Here is a 19,885-nt window from a genome sequence, read left to right as displayed (position 1 = left end):
ATCTACTCCGCGGGAACCGGCAGCGGTTGGAGCGCTTCGAGATCGGCCCGGCGCCCAGCGCCCCTGACAGCGGCCCTGCGGCGCTTGATGTCGACCCGCAAACGGCCGGCAATCGCCAGCACCCCGCCGAGCGCGATCAGGATGCCACCATACCAGATGCAGGTCACAAACGGCTTCCACCACAAGCGAAGCTGCCAGCGTCCGTCCTCGGCCCGGTTGCCGATGACCGCGTAGAGCTGCCCGTTCCACTTCGTCAGCAGCGCACTTTCGCTGGTGGCCTGCGGGGGCGACCAGAAACTGCGCGCCTGAGGGGTGAGGATGACCGGCTTCCCGCCGTCCTGCCGCACCGCCAGCCGCGCCTCGATCGCGGTCCAGTTGGGGCCAGCCACCGGCGCGACGCCTTCCAGCGTGACGGCGAAATCGCCGACCTGTTCTGTACCGCCCGGCGCGACCGCGGCGAGACGCTCCTCGGTGAAGGCACCCTCGCAGGCCATGCCGAACAGCGAAACCGCGACCCCGAAATGGGCCAGCACCATTCCCCATGTCGCCACCGGCACGCGGCGCAAATTGCGGCCGCGCAGTGGCAGCACCGCCGCCACCGCCAGCGCCGGGGCAAGCCCCAGTCCGAGCAAGGGCAAAAGGGGATAGGAGCCGAAAAAGCTCACCAGCGCGATCGCGCCGATCACCACCGCCGCGATCAGCAATATCTCGAACTGGATGCGCGCCGGCCGGTCCGCCCGCCAGCGCAGCAGCGGGCCCACCGCCATCACCAGCAGCATGGGAATGGCAAAGATCGCCGAGGCCGGATTGAAGTAGGGCGGGCCGACGCTCACGCGCACATCGAAGGCTTCGGTCAGCAGGGGATAGAGCGTGCCCAGCAGCACAATCGCTAGGATCGCGGAGAGCATCAGGTTGTTGAACACCAGCGCGCCCTCACGGCTGGCCGCGGCAAAACGCTTGCCCTCGGCCACAGCCCCGGCGCGCAAGGCGAAGATGGTGAAAGCCCCGCCGATATAGAGGCCCAGCAGCGCGAGGATGAAGCTGCCGCGTTCCGGATCGACCGCGAAGGCATGGACGCTGGTGAGCACGCCCGAACGCACCAGGAAGGTGCCGAGCATCGACATCGAGAAGGCGAGCACGCCGAGCATGATCGTCCATGTCCTGAGCGCGTCGCGCGCGGCCAGCACGCTTACCGAGTGCATCAGCGCGGTCGCCGCCAGCCACGGCATCAGCGAGGCGTTCTCGACCGGATCCCAGAACCACCAGCCGCCCCAGCCCAGCTCGTAATAGGCCCAGAACGAGCCCGCGGTGATCCCCAGCGTCAGCAGCACCCAGGCCCCCAGCACCCAGGGGCGCATCACCCGGGCGAAGGATGGATTGACCTCGCGCGTCAGCAGCGCGCCCATGGCGAGACTGAAGGCGACCGAAAGGCCGACATAGCCGGCATAGAGCGTTGGCGGATGGAACGCGAGACCGATATCCTGGAGCAGCGGGTTCAGCCCGGTGCCCTCGTCCGCGGGCACCGGCAGGCGCTCGAACGGGTTGGAGGACAAGAGCAGGAAGGCGTAGAAGCCCAGCGCCACAAAGCCCTGCACGGCAAGCGTTGCGCCCATGGTGCGTTCGGGCAAGCGCTTCTCGAAAGCCGCCAGCAGGCCGCCCGACGCGGCCAGCACGCCGACCCATAGCAGCATCGAGCCTTCGTGGTTGCCCCAGGTACCGGTGACCTTGTAGATCAGCGGCTTCATCGAGTGCGAATTGCTCGCCACCAGCTTGATCGACAAGTCGGTGATGGCAAAGGCATAGAGCAGCAGCGCGAAGGAGAGCACCGCAAGAAAGGCCTGCAAAATCGCTGCCGGGCGGGTGTAGATCGCCAGCGGGGCGGCTTCGCCCTCCGGAACACGCAAGGCCATCACGCCCGAGACCATCTGTAGCACCGCGAGCGCCGCAGCAAGCCACAGGGCGGCAAGTCCGATTTCGGCAATCATCGCCTAGCCCTCACCTTGTCCCTTGCGCCTAGTCCAGCCCGACCGTGGTATCGGCCGCAATCTTCGCAGCTTCCTTGGTGCCCATGCCTTCCAGCTCCTTGGGCACGTAGTTCTCGTCATGCTTGGCGAGCAAGTTGGTGGCGATGAACACGCCGTCCGGGCCAAGGCTGCCTTCGGCGACCACGCCCGATCCCTCGACGAACAGATCGGGCAGGATGCCGCTGTAGCGCACCGGAATGGCTGCGTCGGTCTTGCCAGTGACCATGAAGTGGACCGTCACCCCGTCCGCTGCGGTCTTGAGCGATCCGGCCTGCACCATCCCGCCGAGCCGTACCGCCTGACCAATTTCGGGCGGATCGGCGGCCATCTGTTCGGGCAGGTAGAAATAATTCGCCTGATTGCGCAGCGACCATGCCGCCAGCAAGCCCGCACCGACGATCGCCAGCACCGCGATCACCACCAGCACGAGCCGTTGATGCTTGGCCTTCATGCCCTGCTCCCTCTCAGCGCCGCCGCGCGACATTGCGGCGCGCCTCGGCACTGCGCATCGCGCGCCACGCCCAGATGCTGACCGCCGCGAGCGCCACCAGACCCACGCCATAGGCGAGGATCACGAAATCCCACTGCGCCAGTTCCTCGCGCATCACGCCTGCTCCCCGAAAGTCATTGCCGCAGGCGCACCAGCGCGTGGCACTTCATCGTCCAGCGCCCGGCGGCGCAAGCGTGCCTCGACCTGCGCTTCAGCAATCAGCGCGCGCATCCGCATCAGCACGATCCCGCCGAACAAGAGCGAAAAGCCGATCACCGCGACCAGCAGCGGCCACAGATAGGTGGCATCGATCGCGCTTTTGCCCATGGTGATGCTGGGCGGCTGGTGGAGCGAGTTCCACCACACCACCGAGCGGTTGATGATCGGCACGTTGATCGCGCCGACGAGGCCGAAGATCGCGGCGATCTTGGGCGTCGTGCCCTCGCGCGCAGCCGCCTGGGTCAGGGCGATATAGCCGGCATAGAGGAACAAGAGCACCAGCATCGAGGTGAGCCGCCCGTCCCATTCCCACCAGGTGCCCCAGGTCGGCCGGCCCCAGATCGAGCCGGTCGCAAGGCAGATCGCGCAGAACACCATCCCCGGCACCGCGATTGCCCGCGCCGAGAGCGCGGCCAGCGGATGTTTCCAGATCAGCAGCATGGCGCTGGAAATGGCGATCCCCGCCCAGCCGCCCATTCCCAGCCACGCGGCGGGAACATGGATGAACAGGATACGCACCGTCTCGCCCATCAGCCGATCGGGCGGAACCACGAACAGCCCCCACCCCATCGCGCCGAGCGAAAGCACAAGCCCGCTCCAGAACAACAGCGGCATCAGCCACTTTGCCAGAGCGAGGAATCGGGTGGGGTTGGCGTAGATGTGCATGGCTTTGGCGTCTGGCGGGGCTTGTAGCCTTACACCCATCCGGGACAAGACTGCAATTCATGCACGCCGCGAATAGTTCCCGCGCGCCAGACGCTTCGAGGCCGGCTCAGCCGCGTCCGATCAGCTTTTGCGCCATGCGGTCGGCCACCACATCGGCGGGCACGCCGGTGGCGTCGCTTTCGGCCCAGATCGATTCGAGCCGCCCCGGAATCTGCGCCAGCCGGCGGCGCACTTCGTTGATGTCGGCCGAGGCTCCCGCGCGCCGGGCAAGATATTCGAGCGTGACCGAGATGATCCCGCCTGCGTTGATGACATAGTCGGGCGCATAGAGAATGCCGCGCTCCGCCAGCAGCACGCCGTGCTCGGGCCGGGCCAGCTGGTTGTTCGCGCCGCCGGCCACCACCGCGCAATCGAGTCGGGCAACCCCCGCATCATCAAGGATCGCACCGAGCGCATTGGGGCTGAAAACATCGCAGCCGACCGACATGATCGCGTCCGAGGCCACCGCCTGACAGCCCAGCTCGCGCGCCAGCCCGGCGGCGCGTTCGGAATGGATGTCGGCCAGCGTCAGCCGCGCGCCCTCCTTGGCCAGCAGCCGCGCCACGCCGCCGCCCACGCTGCCGGTGCCCTGCACCGCGACATGGACGCCTGCAAGGCTGTCCTTGCCGAGCTTGTGACGAACCGCCGCCTTGATGCCAAGGAAGATGCCCATCGCGGTGAACGGGCCGGGATCGCCGCCCGCATTGCCCGCGCCCGCTACCGGCAGGCCCGAGACATAGGCGGTGCGCTGCGCGACCGCGACCATGTCCGCCTCGGTGATGCCGACATCCTCGGCGGTGATATAGCGGCCGCCCAGCGCCTCGACCGCGTCGCCGAAAGCGGCGAGCATTTCGGGCGTCTTGATGCGCTGCTCGTCGGCAAGGATCACCGCCTTGCCGCCGCCCATCGGCAGGCCGGCCATGGCGTTCTTGTAGCTCATCCCGCGCGACAGGCGCAGCGCATCGCGCATCGCGCCGGCGGGATCGTTGTAGTGCCAGAAACGGGTGCCGCCTGCGGCAGGGCCGCAATGGGTCGAATGGATCGCGATGATCGCGGTCAGACCGCTCTTGCGGTCATGCACCAGTTGCACGCACTCATGTGCGTCGAAATCGGGCTCGGCCCAGAAAGCGGTCATCAGCTTGTCCCCGTTTCCGGCGCGGGACAGCATGACAGGGCATGGGGATGATGGGGCGACCAACGGGGTTCGAACCCGTGACCTCCGGTACCACAAACCGGCGCTCTAACCAGCTGAGCTATGATCGCCACACGCCCCTGCCCGAAAGCAACCTTGCCGGTCGCTGCCAAGCCCGCGCTAGAGGCGCGCGGTTTAAGCAAGGCTGGCGCGCGGTCAAGTGCGCTTTGGACGGGCGCGAGCCTCTTGCACAAAGGCCTGCCGATGGGAAGCGAAAAGTGCTTTGCGCGAGCGTTCGCGCAAGATTGTTACGCGGCTCCCGAAATCATTGCGCCCCTGCTGTGGCGAGCTATCCTTGAATGCGATGTTCGGCACCAGCGAATCCATCGCCGCGCGACTGTCGGCGCATCACAGGGTGCAGCGCTTGCCGACGGCCAAGGCCGAGCTGTTCCAGCTGCGCGGCTTTGCCGATCCGTCCCTGTGCGCCGAGCTGATCGCGCTGATCGACGCAGGTCGCCGCCCCTCGACCATCGCCGACGACAATGGCGATGCCTATTTCCGCACCAGCGAGACCTGCGATCTGGCCGCCGGCCTGCCCGCGGTGGAGCGGATCGAGGCGCTGATCGCGCAGCTCTCCGGCCTCGATCGCGCCTATGGCGAGCCGCTGCAGGGCCAGCGCTATGCCGAAGGGCAGGAGTTCAAGCCGCACACCGACTATTTCACTCCCGGCGGCCGCGACTTCGCGAGGTTCTGCACCTTGTCGGGCAACCGCACCTGGACTTTCATGATCTATCTCAATGAAGTCGCGGCGGGCGGTGCTACCCGCTTCAAGATGCTCGACAAGACCTTCCAGCCCGAAACAGGCAAATTGCTGTGCTGGAACAATCGCCTGGCCGACGGAAGCGTCAACCCGGCGACGCTCCATCACGGGATGAAGGTCAGGAAGGGCGTGAAATACGTGATCACCAAGTGGTATCGCGAAAGGCCATGGAGGGGATGATGACTGATTTTTCCGGCATCGCGCAGCAGCTCAAGGCGCGGCTCGCCGACATTCTCGAACGCAGCGACGAGATCGAGGACGATCTGCGCCACCCGCTCGATGATGATTTCAGCGAACAGGCGGTCGATCTGGCCGATGACGAGGCGCTTGAAGGGGTGGACGAGGTGCTGCGCGCCGAAGCGCGGCAAATCCGCCTCGCGCTCGCCCGGATTGCCAATGGCACCTATGGCACCTGCGCCAATTGCGGCGCCGAGATCCCGCGGGCGCGCCTCGAAGCCCAGCCGATGGCGACGCGCTGCGTCAAGTGCGCGGCATGAAGCGCGCCTACCCGGAGAGCAGGCCAGGCCCGCCAGCACGAGAGAGTGCAAATACGAAAAAGGCGACCCTGCCGGGCCGCCCCCCTCGTTGCGGGCCGCCACCCGCGCAGCCTGGCTTGCCTACTTCTTGAGGCTGAGGCCGCCGAAACGCTTGTTGAACGCGGCCACCCGGCCGCCCTCGGCAACCTGCTGCTTGCCACCGGTCCATGCCGGGTGGCTGAGCGGGTCGATTTCGAGCGACATGACATCGCCTTCCTTGCCCCAGGTCGAACGGGTTTGGTATTCGGTGCCATCGGTCATCCTGACCGTGATCATGTGATAATCGGGGTGCCCTTCGGCCTTCATGACGCAAATCCTTGTCAGCTTTCGCCGGTGCCGACCGGCGGTGCTATCGAACGGGAAGCGCGCCCCTTAGTGGGGAATGCCGCGCAATGCAACCGCCTTTGGCCGGCGGCGGCCTTTCCTATGCCCTTCCCCTGCCGCTAGGCTGACGCGGCTCTTTGCCATCGCCGTTTTGCCGGAGCGGAACTGGGCGGTTCCGCCGATCGCAACACAAGCATTGAGCGCGGCCATTTCGATCCCTGAACTGTGTCTCAAGTGCCTCGAACCAGCCCTTGGATGAACGGCTGCCGGGCCTGATCAAGCAGAAAGGGACGGCGGCGCCGCGGCCACAATCGCACGGCGCGCGCTGTAGCGGCGCGAGCTTGCAAGGCGGGCGCAGGCACCGAGGAAGGCGGCCCGCACGGGCCTGCGCAGCTCAAAGCGCGTCGGTCATCATCGCGGTGAATTCGACCTCGCAGGTGGTCTTGCCCTCGACGCTGGCCACGCCCCTGAACTTATAGACGCGGCTGCGCTTCTGAGTGAACTCGACATGCAGATCGAGCAGGCATCCCGGCGTCACCGGGGCGCGGAACTTGGCGTTCTCGATACCCATGAAGATCACCAGCTTGCCGCTACCGGCCAGCTGCATCGTCTCGATCCCGAGTATGCCCGCGGCCTGCGCCAGCGCCTCGATCTGAAGCACGCCGGGCATGATCGGAGCACCAGGAAAATGGCCCTGGAAGAACTGCTCGTTCATGCTCACGGCCTTGACCGCGTGGATCCGCTCGCCCAGCGTCATCGACCGCACGCGGTCGACCAGCAGCAGCGGATAGCGATGCGGCAAGGCCTGGAGGACCTTGCCGATGTCGTAATCCACTGCCGCCGGAGCGGGAATCTCAGCCTCGCTCATCGCTTGCTCCCTGGCTGGCGTAGAGGCCCGCCTCAGCGGCCGGCCGGGGCCTGCGGATTGCCCTGCTGCTGCTGCTGTTGGCGCTGCTGGATCAGCTGCGCGGTGAGCAGGCGCTGCTGGATCTCCTGATACAGCTGCACGCTTTCGCGCGCGGGCTGCCATCCCTGCGGCGGAACGATGCCGACCGAGGGAACCTTGGCGTTCAGCGCGGTGGTGATCTGCTGGGTAATGTCGGCCTCGGGGACGGTGTACATCACGCTGCCCGGATCGATCACCAGCTTGATCTGCTGCTTGGTCACCACTTCCTGCAGGGCAGCGCCGTATTGGGCAATCACCTGCTCGACCGCATAGACGCGCGCGGCATCGATCTGGTTGGTGAGCGCCTGGATCTCCTGCTCCAACGTCTGGAGCTGCTTGAACTGCGGCGACTTCTGCTTGGCCGTGAGTTCGGCATCATCGACCTGCTTGTCGCCGTTGGTATCGAACGACTGGAGCAGGGTCTGGCGCTCCTGCGCCTTGGTCCGGCGCAGTTCGTTCTGCTGGGCGTAGGTGGTGTTGACCTGTTCGTAGGCGGTCTGGAAGGCCGTGGTGCCGATCACGGCGCGCGCGATATCGACAATGGCGATGCGGCCTTCGACCTGTGCCTGCGCGGGCACGGCGGCAAGGGCGCAAAGCGCCACCGCAGCCGGGGCAATCAGCTTGGAGAAAATCGTCATCAGAATTGGGTTCCTACGTTGAAGGTGAACTGGCGTTCGTCGTCGCCCGGAACCTTGCGGATGGTCTGGGCGAAGTCGATCCGGAAGGGGCCGAAAGGCGAATTCCAATTGACCCCGATCCCGGCGGTGATGCGCGGGCTGGGTGAGTTGCCAAGGAAGGTTTCCTTGATGGCGCTGCCCGGTCGGATGAGCGGAGAATTGGCCGTGCCGTTGGGAGCCGTGGGGCTGGTGGTAGGGTCGAACACCGGCTGGCCGTTGACCAGCACCGGCTGGCCATTGGCGTCGAGTCGGGGCGTGAGATAGAGCAGATTGCCCTGCGCGTCGCGCTGCTGCAGCCCGTTCGGGTTGTCCTGAAGCACCGGCGTCGCGACGCCCCACAGCGCCCCGATGTCGGTCCAGATCGAAGGCCTCAGGCCGAGCTCGCGCGCGCCGCTGCCGAGCGGAATCTCGAGCTCCGCGCGGCCGAGATAGTAATTGCGCCCGCCGATCGCGTCATCGCGGGTCTGGCGGCGATCGGTGATCAGTACCGGGTTGCCATTGGCATCGGTTTCGTAACGCTGGGTCAAGACACGCGGGCCGACACCGCGGATCGCAAAGCCGCGGAACTGCGGCTCACCAAGGAAGAAGCGGTCCGTCAGCAAGACGTCGTCCACGCCCGCGCCAGGACGATCCTGCAACGGGATGATCGTGCCGCCTTCCGCAAGAACCGAGAAGATGAAGCCGGAATTGCCGACGTTCCAGAACTGCTGCGCACGCCCGCGGAACCGCGCGTAGCGCACGTCTCCACCCAGCCCCGCGAACTCCCCGCTCAGCGAGATCGTCTTGCCGCGGCTCGGACGGATGCGCGAATTCAGCGAGTTGTAGTTGAGGGTGAGGCCGAGGATCGAACTCAGCCGGGTGCCGATCGCGTCGCACAGGAAACGGCCCGCCAGCAAGGGATCGCACTCGCGCGTGCCGTCACCGTCGAGGTCGGAGAAGAACTGGTTCTCATCCAGCGTCACGTCTTCATAATTGAGCGTATAGCTGCCGATAAGTGACATGTACTCCGTCAGCGGCACACCCGCGCGCACGGAGAAGCCCGTGGTCGATTGGCGGAAGGTGGTGTTGCGATCGCGGTTGGTAAAATTGAAGCTGTTGAAGTCGCGGCGGTAGATGTCCACCCCGGCCGAGATGTTGCGGTCGAACAGGTAGGGCTCGGCAAAGCTCACCTGCGCCGAGCGCGAGAACTGCGAATAGTTGACGCTGAGGCCGATGGTCTGACCTCGCCCGCGGAAGTTGCGCTGACGGATCGAACCGGCAAGGATGAACTGCTCGATCGACGAGAAGCCCGCCGAGAACTGCAATTCGCCGGTCGGACGCTCCTCGACATTGGCTTCGAGCACGATCCGGTCAGGCGCGCTGCCTTCGGTCTGGGTGACTTCGAAGTTCTCCTGGAAATAGGCCAGCGAGTTGATGCGCGCCGTGGTGCGCTGCACCGCGAGGCTGTTGAAGGCGTCACCCTCGGCGATCCGGAATTCGCGGCGCACGACCTTGTCCTGCGTCAGCGTGTTGCCATTGACATCGACCCGCTCGACATAGACGCGCGGCGCCTCGCGCAGGATGAACGTGATGTTCATCGTCAGGTCATCCTTGTTCGCGCGGAAACGCGGCTGGACATCGGCGAAGGCATAGCCAAAGCGGCCGGCCAGCTCGGTCAGCTGCTCGACAGTGTCTTCGACCAGCTTGGCGTTGTACCAATCGCCGGTCTGCATCGGCAGCTGGGTGGTCATCGCGTCACTGTCGAAGTCGCGCAGCTGGCTGTCGACCTTGACCTCGCCGAACTTGTATCGTTCCCCCTCTTCCACCACGTAGGTGATGATGAAGTCCTTCTGGTCGGGCGTAAGCTCGGCCACCGCCGAGACGACGCGAAAATCGGCGTAGCCTTCGGTGAGGTAGAACTGGCGCAGCTTCTGCTGGTCAAAGGCAAGGCGATCGGGATCGTAGCTGGTGTTCGAACTGAAGAACCTGGTGGGGCGCGCCTGCTTGGTGACCATCTCGCCGCGCAGCTTGCCATCGTCGAACTTCTCGTTGCCGAGAATGTTGATCTGGCGGACCTTGGACTTCGGGCCCTCCGAAATCTCGAGCACGATATCGACGCGGTTCTGCGGCAGCTGCACCATCTTCGGCTCGACCTGAGCGGCAAACCGGCCCTGACGCTTGTAGAGCTCGATGATCCGGGCCACGTCGGCGCGCACCTTCGAGCGGGTGAAGATCTGGCGCGGGGCCAGCTTGATTTCCGGGAGGATCTTGTCCTCCTTGAGCCGCTTGTTGCCTTCCAGCACGATGCGGTTGATCACCGGGTTCTCGGTCACGGTGATGACGACGTTGCCGTTGTCATTGCGGATCGAGAAATTGGCGAACAGCTCGGTCGCACCGAGATCCTTGAGCGCCTCGTCCGCAGCGGCGGAGGTATATTCCTGTCCGACGCGCAGCCGGATGTAGGTGAGGATGGTGGTCGGCTCGAGACGCTCGGCCCCGACCACGCTGATGGAGCGGATGATATTGCTCTGGGCGGCAGGCGCAGGCGCGGGCGCCGGCTGCGCCGCATCCTGCGCGATCGCCACGCCGGGGAAACCTGCAAGGATCGACCCGCAGGTCAGCAAAGCAACCAGCCGTTCGGCCCGGGACAGGGTGCGCGAAGTGCCGGTCTGGCCGGTGACGAGGCCACGGCCTGTCTCGCTCATAGGGTTCATGCAGCTAACGTCCCGTCCAACCTGTGGGTGATCCGCCCCCGAAGAACCGGGCGCGCTCGGGGATGCCTCTGCCCGATGCACGCCGCGCAATCAAGCCGCGAGCCAAGACCTGGCGCGATAGAGCCTGCGCTTTCCACGGCAAACCGCGGCTCGATGCAGATACAGGCTCAGGAGCCGAACAGGGGTAGCGAAAAGAGATCATTCACCGTCACCACCACCATCAGCATCAGCACCAGCGCAATGCCGGTGCGATAGGCCCATTCGGTCGCCTGCGGCCCCACCGGCTTGCGGCGGATCGCCTCGGCCAGATAGAACATCAGGTGCCCGCCATCGAGAGCGGGGATTGGCAAGAAGTTGATGAATGCCAAATTAAGCGAGATCAGCGCGGCGAAGTTGATGAAGGCTGCGAACCCGAGGCTCATCTGTTCGCCCGAGTATTTGGCGATCTTGAGCGGACCGCCCAGTTCCTGGAAGGATCGGTCACCTACGAGGATCTGCTGGATGCCGGTCACCATCATGCCCATCAGATCCCAGCTCTGTTCGACGGCCAAAGGCACGGCCTGCAACAGGCCGACATCCTCGAACACATACTTCCCGCCGGCGGGCGCGACACCGATTTGGCCGATCGAGGTGGGATTGCCGAACTCATCGATCTTGATGACCCGCGCGGTGGTGAGAGCAATGTCGATCCGTGCGCCTTCACGCTCGACGGTGAACACCATCTTGCGGGACGGATGGAGGCCCACCGCGCTGCGCAGCTCATCGAAATCGGCAACTGGCTTGCCATCGATGGCGATGATGGTATCGCCCACCTGCATCCCCGCAGCCTCGGCGACGCTCCCCTCGGCGAAGCCGCCGATGGTGCGCGAATCCTCTGCGCCTTCGATCACCGGCTTGCCGAGAATGGCATAGAAGGCCGCGAAGATCGCAATCGCGACCAGAAGGTTGGTCACCGGCCCTGCCGCCACGATCAGCGCGCGCTTCCACAAGGCGGCATGTTGGAAACTGCCTTCCTCTCTGGGCGCGGCAGGATCGGGCACGCTCGCCGGGTTCATATCGCCCCGGAACTGAACGTAACCGCCCAGTGGCAGCGCCGACAGCTTCCAGCGGGTGCCGCGCTGGTCGGTAAAGCCGGCGATCTCCTTGCCGAACCCGACCGAGAAGACTTCCGCCTTCACCCCGAACAGGCGACCGACCAGCAGGTGGCCAAGCTCATGGAGCGTAACGAGCGGCCCGAGCAGCAGCAGGAAGCCCGCCACGTACATCCAGAAAGGGGGGGAATCAAACAAGGGCGCTGTTCTCCAGCAGGCTCATGGCTTGCCTGCGAGCCGATTGATCGACGGCGAGCACTTCATCGAGGCTCGTCGGGGGCGGGGCGTCATTGCTGCGCGCGAGGGTTTCCTCGACCAATGCCGCAATCCGGGTGAACCTGATCTGACCGGCAAGGAAAGCAGCTACCGCGACTTCGTTGGCGGCATTGAGGATCGCCGGCGCGGCCCCGCCTGCCGCTATGGCTTCGCGCGCCAGGCGCGTGGCGGGGAACAGCGCCTCGTTGGGCGCCTCGAAGGTCAGCTGGCCGATCGCGGCGAGATCGAGCGCCGGCAGCTGCGTCTCCATCCGCTGCGGCCAGGCCAGACACGAGGCAATCGGCACCCGCATGTCCGACGGGCCGAGCTGCGCCAGCGTCGAACGGTCACGGAACTCGACCATCGAGTGGATCACGCTCTGCGGGTGAACCACGATCGCGAGCTTCTCCAGCCCGACCGGGAAGAGATGATAGGCCTCGATATATTCGAGCCCCTTGTTCATCATCGTGGCCGAATCCACGCTGATCTTGGCCCCCATCGACCAGTTGGGATGGGCGATGGCCTCGGCCGGGGTGGCGGCATGGAGCCGTTCGGCACTCCAGGTGCGCAAGGGCCCGCCGCTCGCGGTCAGCGTGATGCGCACGACATCCGACAGGCGGTTTCCGGCAAGGCACTGGAAGATCGCATTATGCTCGGAATCGGTGGGCAGCAGCGTCGCGCCATGCCTGGCGACAGCCTGCATCAGCACTTCGCCCGCCGAAACCAGCGCTTCCTTGTTGGCGAGCGCAATGGTGCCCCCGCGCTCGACCGCCGCCATCACCGGGGCGAGCCCCGCGCAGCCGACGATCGCCGCGACCGTCATGTCCACGGGCCGCGCCGCCGCCTCGGCCAGCGCCTTCGCGCCGCCGGCCGCTTCGATCCCGCTATTGCCGAGCGCCGCGCGCAATTCGGGCAGGCAGCCTTCGTCCCCGACCACCGCAAGCTTGGCGTCGAATTCGATCGCAAGCGCCGCCAGCTCGGCCGCGCTGCAATGCGCGGTGAGGGCCTCTACCCGCCATGCCCCGCGGTTGCGGCGCACCAGATCGAGCGTCGAAGCGCCAATCGAGCCGGTGGCGCCGAGCACAGTGAGCGAACGGGTCATGGCCGCATCATCCCAGCAAACGCAGGCCCAAGGCAATCACAAACAGCATGAAGAACACTGCAAGGAAGCCGTCGAGCCGATCGAACAGCCCGCCGTGGCCGGGGATGAGATTGCTCGAATCCTTCACGCCTGCCCGCCGCTTCATCCAGCTTTCGAAGAAATCGCCGCTCTGCGCGAGCACCGCGATCAGCAGGCCGGCGACCAGCGCCAGCGCCAGACTGGCCATGTCGTAACCGGGCGAGCCCGAGGCCGGGCCAAAATCCGCCAGCTCGTTGCCCAGCCCCACGAGCCCCGCCGCCAGCGCCCCGCCGCCCAGCCCGGCCCACGTCTTGGATGGGCTGATCTTCGGCGCGATCTTGGGGCCACCGATAGCCCGGCCGGCGAAATAGGCCCCGACATCGACCGCGACAATCGGCGCGATATAGCCGCACAGCACCTCAAGCGGGCCATAGCCCAAGCTCTGGCCATTCACGGGCAGGAACTGCGCCCCGTTTCTGAGCGCCATCATCGCCAGCGCCGCCCCGCCGATGTAGAGCACACCAGCGAAAAACCACAGCGTCTCGGAAAGGCCGGACGCAGCGAAGCGGCGCACCAGCCGGTTCCACTCCCACAGCACGCCCAGCGCCAGCACGCCGACGAAGCCGGTCCAGAACCACCCACCGAGCCACAGCGCCCCGAAGGAGATCACCAGCATCACCACCGCCGAGCCGAGCCGCACCGGCAAATCGGAGACAGCTTGCTTGCGCCCGTCAGCGCCCGCCATAGCGTCGCTCCCTCCGCGCAAAGTCGTCGAGCGCCTGGCGAAGGTGCGCCGGTTCGAAATCGGGCCACAGCGTATCGACGAAGAGCATCTCGGCATAGGCCGATTGCCACAGCAGGAAATTCGACAGGCGGATCTCGCCGCTGGTGCGGATCAGCAGATCGAGCGGCGGGAGATCGGCTGTGTCGAGGTGCGCGGCAATCGTCTCGATGCTCACCGGGCCTTCGGCAGCCGCCTTGGCCGCAGCGCGCGCAATCTCGTGCTGGCCGCCATAGTTGAGCGCGACGGCCAGCGTCTGCTTGCCATGCGCGGTTTGCGCCAGCGCGTCTTTCAGCATGGCGACGATATCGGGCGCCAATGACTGCCAGTCGCCGATGATCTTGAGCTTGACATTGTTGGCGACGAATTCGGGCAGGTCGGATTTGATGAACTTGCGCATCAGGTTCATCAGATCGTCGACCTCCTCGTCAGGCCGCTTCCAGTTTTCCGAGGAGAAGGCATAAAGCGTCAGGCATTCAAGCCCAGTCGGCTCGAGACTGCGCACCAGCCGCCGTACCGCCTCGACCCCGCGCTGGTGCCCGGCCGCGCGCGGCAAGCCCCGCTTCTTGGCCCAGCGGCCATTGCCATCCATGATGATGGCGACATGTCTGGCGCGCGACTGGTCCAATCCTGTTCCCATGGTCCGAGATTCTCGGCGCTTACTGCGCGAGGATTTCCTGTTCCTTTCTGGCCGCGGCCTCGTCGGCTTCCTTGACGTGCTGATCGGTCAGCTTCTGGACCTGCTCTTCCAAGCGCTTGCGCTCGTCCTCGGAGATTTCCTTCTTCTTTTCGTCGGTCTTGAGGCTTTCCATGGCATCGCGGCGCACGTTGCGAATCGCGATCTTGGCCTTTTCGGCATATTGGCTCGCGAGCTTGGCCAGCTCCTTGCGACGCTCCTGCGTCAGATCGGGGATCGGCAGGCGCAGGGTCTGGCCGTCGACGATCGGATTGAGCCCGAGATTGGCATAGGCGATCGCCTTTTCCACCGCATGGACGTTCGCCTTGTCCCACACCTGCACCGAAAGCATCCGCGGCTCAGGCGCCGAAACGGTCGCCACCTGATGAAGCGGCATCATCGCGCCATAGACCTCCACCTGCACCGGATCGAGCAAGGTGGTGTTGGCCCGGCCGGTGCGCAGGCCCTGAAGGTCGCTCTTGAGCGATTCCACCGCGCCCTTCATCCGGCGCTCGACATCGGCCTTGTCAAATTGCGGCATGGCTGAGGTTCCTCTTTCTTAGCTGTCTTGCACGATGGTCTGGACGCCTTCGCCCGCCAGCACGCGCGCGAGGTTGCCCTTCTCGCGGATCGAGAAGACGACGATCGGGATCTTGTTGTCACGGCACAGCGCCACGGCAGAGGCGTCCATCACCTTGAGATTGTCGGCCAGCACACGGTCATAGGAAACCCGATCGAATCGTTTTGCCTCGGGATTCTGCTTGGGGTCGCTGTCATAGACCCCGTCGACGCTGGTGCCCTTGAGCAGCGCATCGCACTTCATTTCGGCAGCACGGAGCGCCGCGCCGCTGTCGGTGGTGAAATAGGGGGCGCCCACGCCCGCGGCGAAGATCACCACGCGGCCCTTTTCCAGATGGCGCTCGGCGCGGCGGCGGATCACCGGCTCGCACACCTTGTCCATCTCGATCGCCGATTGCACGCGGGTCTGGACGCCAAGCTGCTCGAGCGCATTCTGCATCGCCAGAGCGTTCATCACCGTCGCGAGCATTCCCATGTAATCGGCCTGGGCGCGATCCATCCCCTTGGCCGCGCCTGCCATGCCGCGGAAGATGTTGCCCCCGCCGATGACCAGGCAGATTTCAAGGCCCGTATCCTTGGCCGCCTTCACTTCGGCAGCAAGCGCGGCGACGAAACCCGGGTCGATCCCGAACTGCTGATCCCCCATCAGCACTTCGCCGGAGAGTTTGAGCAGGACACGCTTGAGCGGGGGAAGGGGCATGGGGGTGCGGGGCTCCGGGAGCAATCTGGTTGCGGCGCGCACTTAACGGCCAAACCGCGATTGCGCAAAGGGTAAGGTAGCGCCGTGCGCGGTGGCGCTCAAGCAAACGGCCGCCACAACATCGACGCTGCGGCGGCCGGTTCGTGCTTCGGCAGAGCGAAAATCAGCCGGCGACGGCCGCCGCCACTTCCGCCGCGAAATCGGTTTCTTCCTTCTCGATTCCTTCACCGAGCTGGAAGCGGGCATAGTCCTTGAGCACGATCGGGGTGCCCGCGGCCTTGCCAGCCTGAGCGATGAGATCGGCAATCACGGTCTTGTTGTCCATCACGAAGATCTGGCTGAGCAGCGCGTTTTCCTTGGCGAATTTCTTCACTGCGCCATCAACCATCTTTGCCTGCACCTCGGCGGGCTTACCGGTTTCGGCAGCCTTTTCGGCAGCGATCTTGCGCTCGCGCTCGATCACTTCGGGATCGAGGCTTTCAGCATCGAGCGCCATCGGGAAGGCGGCAGCGGCGTGCATCGCGAGCTGCTTGCCGAGCGGTTCGAGCACGTCGGCACCCGCCTCGCTCTCCAAGCCGATCAGCACACCGATCTTGCCGAGGCCTTCGGCAGCGGCGGTATGCACATAGGCAACGACCGCACCCTTCTCGACCGAGACGGTCTTGATCCGGCGGATCTGCTGGTTTTCGCCGATGGTGGCGACATTGTCGGTCAGCTTTTCGGCGACAGTGCCGCCGTCGGGGTAGGCCGCCGCCTTGAGCGCGTCGACATCGTCGGTACCCAGGTGCAGGGCAACCGCTGTCACCTTGCGGACGAAGTCCTGGAACCTGTCATTCTTGGCAACGAAGTCGGTTTCCGAGTTGACTTCGACCACCACGCCCTTGGTGCCTTCCACCAGCACACCGATCAGACCCTCGGCAGCCGTGCGGCTGGACTTCTTCTGGGCGGTGGCGAGGCCCTTGGCGCGCAGGGCGTCAACGGCAGCCTCGATATCGCCGCCGGCTTCGGCGAGCGCCTTCTTGGCGTCCATCATGCCAGCGCCGGTGCGCTCGCGCAGCTTCTTCACATCGGCGACGGAAAAATCGGCCATGGGAATGTCCTTCTTCTATTCGGGGGGCGCCGGTCACCCACAAGGATGACCGGCGCGCTAGAGGGGGAATGTGACGGGCGCTTGACGAAAACCGTCAATCGCCCCCGCAAAATCAGGCTTTGGCGTCTTCGGCCGCCGGTTCATCGACGACGACGGCTTCGGCCGGCGGCTCTTCCATCGCCCCGACATCGGCAGCGGTCTCAGCCTTGAGCTTGCCCTTGCCGGCAAGCGCGGCTTGACCGACCGCCTGACAGTAAAGACGCACCGCCCGGCTCGCGTCGTCATTGCCCGGAACCGGGAAGGCAATATTCGACGGGTCGACATTGGTATCGAGGATCGCGATCACCGGAATGCCAAGCACCGCGGCCTCCTTGATCGCGAGGTCTTCCTTGTTGGCGTCGATCACGAACATCACGTCCGGAATGCCGCCCATGTCGCGGATGCCGCCGAGCGACAGCTCAAGCTTGTCGCGCTCACGGGTGAGGTTGAGCACTTCCTTCTTGGTCAGGCCGCTGGTGTCGCCCGAGAGCATTTCCTCAAGGCTCTTGAGGCGGCGGATCGAACCCGAAATGGTCTTCCAGTTGGTCAGCATCCCGCCCAGCCAGCGGTGGTTGACGAAGTGCTGGCCCGACATGCGCGCGGCTTCGGCGATCGGCTCTTGCGCCTGACGCTTGGTGCCGACGAACAACACCTTGCCGCCCGAACGCACGGTGGCTTCGACGAAGTCGAGCGCGCGCGCGAACAGCGGCACGGTCTGCGACAGGTCGATGATGTGGATGCCGTTGCGCGCGCCGAAGATGTAGGGCTTCATGCGCGGGTTCCAGCGGTGGGTCTGGTGGCCGAAGTGAGCGCCGGCCTCGATCAATTGCTGCATCGTGACGACAGGTGCCGCCATATGTCATTCCTTTCCGGTTGTTCCTCTGGAAGGCTGGAACCGCGCTGGCGGAGTCCCCGCCTGCGGCACCGGTATGCGCGCCTTCCATGTGACGTTAGTGCTGCGGACAGGGCCTGCGGCCCGCCCGTAGCGAGCGCGCCCTTAGCCGCGGGCCTCGGGAAAATCCAGCCCTGAATCGCCGGAACAAGCAGAACATAACGCGAATATTTGCTTGACAGGCCGGAACGTCTAGGGAACAAACCGTAAGGAACAAATATCGAACACCGAATCGGAAGGAACCCGCCATGCTTGCTCTTGCCATCAACCTGCTGCTTGCCCTCGCCGCGGTCATGGCGGTGCTGAGCCTTGCCGACAGCGCGATCAAGGCGCGTCGGGCCTATGGCGTACTGATGCATGAAAAGGCCGTTATGAATGCCGGCTTCATCAGGCAGCTCGCTGCCGGCGAAGTGCGGCTGCGCGCCGGTGCGCGTCTCGGCGGCGCGGTTATCCTGCCGCGGCGCGCCCCGATGCTGCGGCCGTTGCCTGCTCGAGCGCGCGGCGCCGCTTGATCCGGCCGTATTTGACCAGCCCATAGGGCATCAGCGCCAGATAGGCCGCACAGATCGTCGCCAGCGTCCACCACGGCTCGAGCAGCAAGGCGGCAAAGGCGAGCGCGGCGAAGGCGATCAGCCACAGCCGGATCGCCTTGCGCGGCCGCAGCGAGGCCCAGCTGAGCGTCGCCATGTTGGAGATCATCAGGCCTGCGATCACCGCCAGCCACACGGTCATCACCAGCGGATCGCGAAAGAAGGCAATCCCGGTCTCATGCCACAGGTAGAACGGTGTGAAGGCCAGCCCCGCGCCGACCGGAGCGGGAACCCCGGTCAGGAACCCGGCGGACTTGTGCGGCTGCTCGTCCATGTCAATGCGCGCGTTGAAGCGCGCGAGGCGCAAGGCGCAGGAAATCGCGAAAGCAAGCGCGGCAAACCAACCGAAACGGGGCAGATCCTGCAAGCTCCACAGAAACAGGATCAGCGCCGGCGCGACGCCGAATGACAGCGAATCCGCCAAGCTGTCGAGCTCCGCGCCGAAACGCGACTGGGCGTTGAGCAAGCGGGCAATGCGACCGTCGATCCCGTCGAGCACCCCGGCCAGCACCACCAGCCCGACCGCATAGTCCCATTGGCCGTCGATCGCGAAGCGGATGCCGGTCAAACCGGCGCACAGCGCGGCGGCAGTGATGGCGTTGGGCAGCATCGCCCGCAAGGTCAGGCCGCCGCCGCGCACCGCCGGCGCGTCCTCGTTCTCGTCCTCGGCCGCCTTGGGGCCAAGCCGCGCCGGCAGGAAGCGCGCGCCGGGCAGCTTGCGCGGCCCGCTGGCGCGGGGTGGCTGGCGGCTCATTGGGCGATCCCTTCGATCAGCCCGCGCTGACCAATTTCGGCGATCACTGTCTCGCCCGCGATAACGGTCTGGCCGATCATCACCTTGGGATCAGTGCCAGCCGGAAGATAGACATCGACTCTGCTGCCGAAGCGGATCAGGCCGACCCGCTGGCCCTTGGCGACAATGTCGCCGGGCTTGACGAAAGGCACGATCCGCCGCGCCACCAGCCCTGCAATCTGGGTAAAACCGATCTTCAGCCCGTCGCCGCGCTCGATCAGGATGTGCTGCCTTTCGTTCTCCTCGCTGGCCTTGTCGAGCTCGGCATTCATGAAGCGCCCGGGAATATAGACCACCCGCCGCACCGTTCCGCCTATCGGGGTGCGATTGATGTGCACATCGAACACGCTCATGAAGATCGACACCCGCGTCACCGGCCCGGAGGCAAGGCCAGCAAAGCCCGATCCGTCGTCGATCTGCAATTCGCGCGGCGGCTCGACGTCTTCGATCAGGCTGACCAGCCCGTCAGCCGGCGAGACCAGCGCCGTATCGGCCTGCGGCACCACCCGTTCGGGATCGCGGAAGAAAGCGAACACTGCAATCGCAAGGAAGGCCAGCGGCCAGCCGATCAGTTCCCAGCCGATCAGCAGGAAAAACAGGCTGACCGCGCTCACGGCCAGCCCGAACTTGCGACCTTCCGGGTGAATCGTGGGCCAGCTCCAGGGCGCGTCTCCCCGGCCCTTGTTATCGAGGATTTCACCTGCCATCGCTCA

22 protein-coding genes and 1 tRNA gene are annotated in these 19,885 nt (G+C 65.4%); 3 read left to right on the top strand and 20 right to left on the bottom strand.

Annotation, left to right across the window (positions count from 1 at the left end):
• Nucleotides 1–2: 2 nt before the first annotated feature.
• From BZF61_RS01030 to BZF61_RS01010, 6 genes are all read right to left on the bottom strand, one after another.
• Complete coding sequence (locus BZF61_RS01030) at nt 3–1,985, bottom strand: heme lyase CcmF/NrfE family subunit (RefSeq protein WP_086616768.1); 1,983 nt, start codon at nt 1,983–1,985, stop codon at nt 3–5.
• Between the two features lie 28 nt (nt 1,986–2,013).
• The gene (gene ccmE, locus BZF61_RS01025) at nt 2,014–2,475 is read right to left on the bottom strand and encodes a cytochrome c maturation protein CcmE (protein ID WP_086616767.1); all 462 of its coding nucleotides are present in this window, start codon (nt 2,473–2,475) and stop codon (nt 2,014–2,016) included.
• Nucleotides 2,476–2,488: 13 nt separating this feature from the next.
• Entirely contained in the window at nt 2,489–2,629 is a 141-nt protein-coding gene (locus BZF61_RS15725; RefSeq protein ID WP_158094041.1) for a hypothetical protein, read from the bottom strand.
• Nucleotides 2,629–3,399 carry a heme ABC transporter permease CcmC gene (gene ccmC / locus BZF61_RS01020; protein ID WP_086616766.1) on the bottom strand — a complete coding sequence of 257 codons (771 nt, stop codon included), beginning with the start codon at nt 3,397–3,399 and terminating at the stop codon, nt 2,629–2,631. Before ccmC ends, BZF61_RS15725 begins: the two co-directional genes overlap by 1 nt.
• Before the next feature lie 106 nt (nt 3,400–3,505).
• A complete protein-coding gene (locus BZF61_RS01015) occupies nt 3,506–4,573 on the bottom strand; it encodes a Glu/Leu/Phe/Val family dehydrogenase (protein ID WP_086616911.1) in 1,068 nt (355 codons plus the stop codon).
• A 51-nt stretch (nt 4,574–4,624) separates the two neighbouring features.
• Nucleotides 4,625–4,701, bottom strand: a tRNA-His gene (locus BZF61_RS01010).
• A gap of 233 nt (nt 4,702–4,934) precedes the next feature.
• Between BZF61_RS01010 and BZF61_RS01005 the strand changes: the two genes are divergently transcribed.
• Both BZF61_RS01005 and BZF61_RS01000 read left to right on the top strand, forming a co-directional pair.
• A complete protein-coding gene (locus BZF61_RS01005; RefSeq protein ID WP_086616765.1) occupies nt 4,935–5,570 on the top strand; it encodes a prolyl hydroxylase family protein in 636 nt (211 codons plus the stop codon).
• Nucleotides 5,570–5,887: a TraR/DksA family transcriptional regulator gene (locus BZF61_RS01000; protein WP_086616910.1), complete on the top strand. Its 318-nt coding sequence runs from the start codon at nt 5,570–5,572 to the stop codon at nt 5,885–5,887. The genes BZF61_RS01005 and BZF61_RS01000 overlap by 1 nt, the downstream gene beginning before the upstream one ends.
• Nucleotides 5,888–6,007: 120 nt before the next feature.
• Here the strand turns inward: BZF61_RS01000 and rpmE are convergent, their stop codons facing one another.
• The 12 genes from rpmE to rpsB all read right to left on the bottom strand — a co-directional run bounded on the left by rpmE (nt 6,008) and on the right by rpsB (nt 17,753).
• Nucleotides 6,008–6,232, bottom strand: coding sequence for a 50S ribosomal protein L31 (rpmE, locus tag BZF61_RS00995; RefSeq protein WP_086616764.1), 225 nt, complete (start codon nt 6,230–6,232; stop codon nt 6,008–6,010).
• 412 nt (nt 6,233–6,644) lie between these two features.
• Nucleotides 6,645–7,118 (bottom strand): 3-hydroxyacyl-ACP dehydratase FabZ, encoded by a 474-nt coding sequence (gene fabZ / locus BZF61_RS00990; RefSeq protein ID WP_086616763.1) that lies wholly within the window; start codon nt 7,116–7,118, stop codon nt 6,645–6,647.
• Nucleotides 7,119–7,150: 32 nt separating this feature from the next.
• A complete protein-coding gene (locus BZF61_RS00985; protein WP_086616762.1) occupies nt 7,151–7,834 on the bottom strand; it encodes an OmpH/Skp family outer membrane protein in 684 nt (227 codons plus the stop codon).
• Nucleotides 7,834–10,557: an outer membrane protein assembly factor BamA gene (gene bamA / locus BZF61_RS00980; protein ID WP_086616761.1), complete on the bottom strand. Its 2,724-nt coding sequence runs from the start codon at nt 10,555–10,557 to the stop codon at nt 7,834–7,836. Before bamA ends, BZF61_RS00985 begins: the two co-directional genes overlap by 1 nt.
• Before the next feature lie 176 nt (nt 10,558–10,733).
• Nucleotides 10,734–11,831 carry an RIP metalloprotease RseP gene (rseP, locus tag BZF61_RS00975; RefSeq protein WP_086616760.1) on the bottom strand — a complete coding sequence of 366 codons (1,098 nt, stop codon included), beginning with the start codon at nt 11,829–11,831 and terminating at the stop codon, nt 10,734–10,736.
• Between the two features lie 16 nt (nt 11,832–11,847).
• A complete protein-coding gene (dxr, locus tag BZF61_RS00970; protein WP_086616759.1) occupies nt 11,848–13,014 on the bottom strand; it encodes a 1-deoxy-D-xylulose-5-phosphate reductoisomerase in 1,167 nt (388 codons plus the stop codon).
• Nucleotides 13,015–13,021: 7 nt separating this feature from the next.
• Nucleotides 13,022–13,777: a phosphatidate cytidylyltransferase gene (locus BZF61_RS00965; protein ID WP_086616758.1), complete on the bottom strand. Its 756-nt coding sequence runs from the start codon at nt 13,775–13,777 to the stop codon at nt 13,022–13,024.
• On the bottom strand, nt 13,764–14,453 hold the full coding sequence (gene uppS, locus BZF61_RS00960) for a polyprenyl diphosphate synthase (protein ID WP_086616757.1): 690 nt from the start codon (nt 14,451–14,453) through the stop codon (nt 13,764–13,766). The genes BZF61_RS00965 and uppS overlap by 14 nt, the downstream gene beginning before the upstream one ends.
• Nucleotides 14,454–14,472: 19 nt before the next feature.
• Nucleotides 14,473–15,030, bottom strand: a complete 558-nt coding sequence (gene frr / locus BZF61_RS00955; RefSeq protein WP_086616756.1) for a ribosome recycling factor — start codon at nt 15,028–15,030, stop codon at nt 14,473–14,475.
• Nucleotides 15,031–15,048: 18 nt separating this feature from the next.
• A complete protein-coding gene (pyrH, locus tag BZF61_RS00950) occupies nt 15,049–15,768 on the bottom strand; it encodes a UMP kinase (protein ID WP_086616755.1) in 720 nt (239 codons plus the stop codon).
• A gap of 163 nt (nt 15,769–15,931) precedes the next feature.
• Nucleotides 15,932–16,858 (bottom strand): translation elongation factor Ts, encoded by a 927-nt coding sequence (tsf, locus tag BZF61_RS00945; protein ID WP_086616754.1) that lies wholly within the window; start codon nt 16,856–16,858, stop codon nt 15,932–15,934.
• Between the two features lie 112 nt (nt 16,859–16,970).
• Nucleotides 16,971–17,753, bottom strand: a complete 783-nt coding sequence (gene rpsB / locus BZF61_RS00940) for a 30S ribosomal protein S2 (RefSeq protein ID WP_086616753.1) — start codon at nt 17,751–17,753, stop codon at nt 16,971–16,973.
• A 284-nt stretch (nt 17,754–18,037) separates the two neighbouring features.
• On the opposite strand from rpsB, the gene BZF61_RS00935 reads away from it, so the two are divergent.
• Nucleotides 18,038–18,301 (top strand): hypothetical protein, encoded by a 264-nt coding sequence (locus BZF61_RS00935; RefSeq protein ID WP_086616752.1) that lies wholly within the window; start codon nt 18,038–18,040, stop codon nt 18,299–18,301.
• Here BZF61_RS00935 and BZF61_RS00930 read toward each other — a convergent pair.
• A complete protein-coding gene (locus tag BZF61_RS00930; RefSeq protein WP_086616751.1) occupies nt 18,237–19,133 on the bottom strand; it encodes a CDP-alcohol phosphatidyltransferase family protein in 897 nt (298 codons plus the stop codon). The two genes, BZF61_RS00935 and BZF61_RS00930, sit on opposite strands and share 65 nt — an antisense overlap.
• Nucleotides 19,130–19,879 (bottom strand): phosphatidylserine decarboxylase, encoded by a 750-nt coding sequence (locus BZF61_RS00925; RefSeq protein ID WP_086616750.1) that lies wholly within the window; start codon nt 19,877–19,879, stop codon nt 19,130–19,132. Before BZF61_RS00925 ends, BZF61_RS00930 begins: the two co-directional genes overlap by 4 nt.
• Nucleotides 19,880–19,885 lie beyond the last annotated feature (6 nt).

It is taken from the genome of Erythrobacter tepidarius (genome assembly GCF_002155695.1).
GTDB lineage: Bacteria > Pseudomonadota > Alphaproteobacteria > Sphingomonadales > Sphingomonadaceae > Erythrobacter > Erythrobacter tepidarius.
The sequence above is the reverse complement of the archived record's forward strand: the minus strand, read 5'-3'. Positions and strand labels throughout refer to the sequence as shown.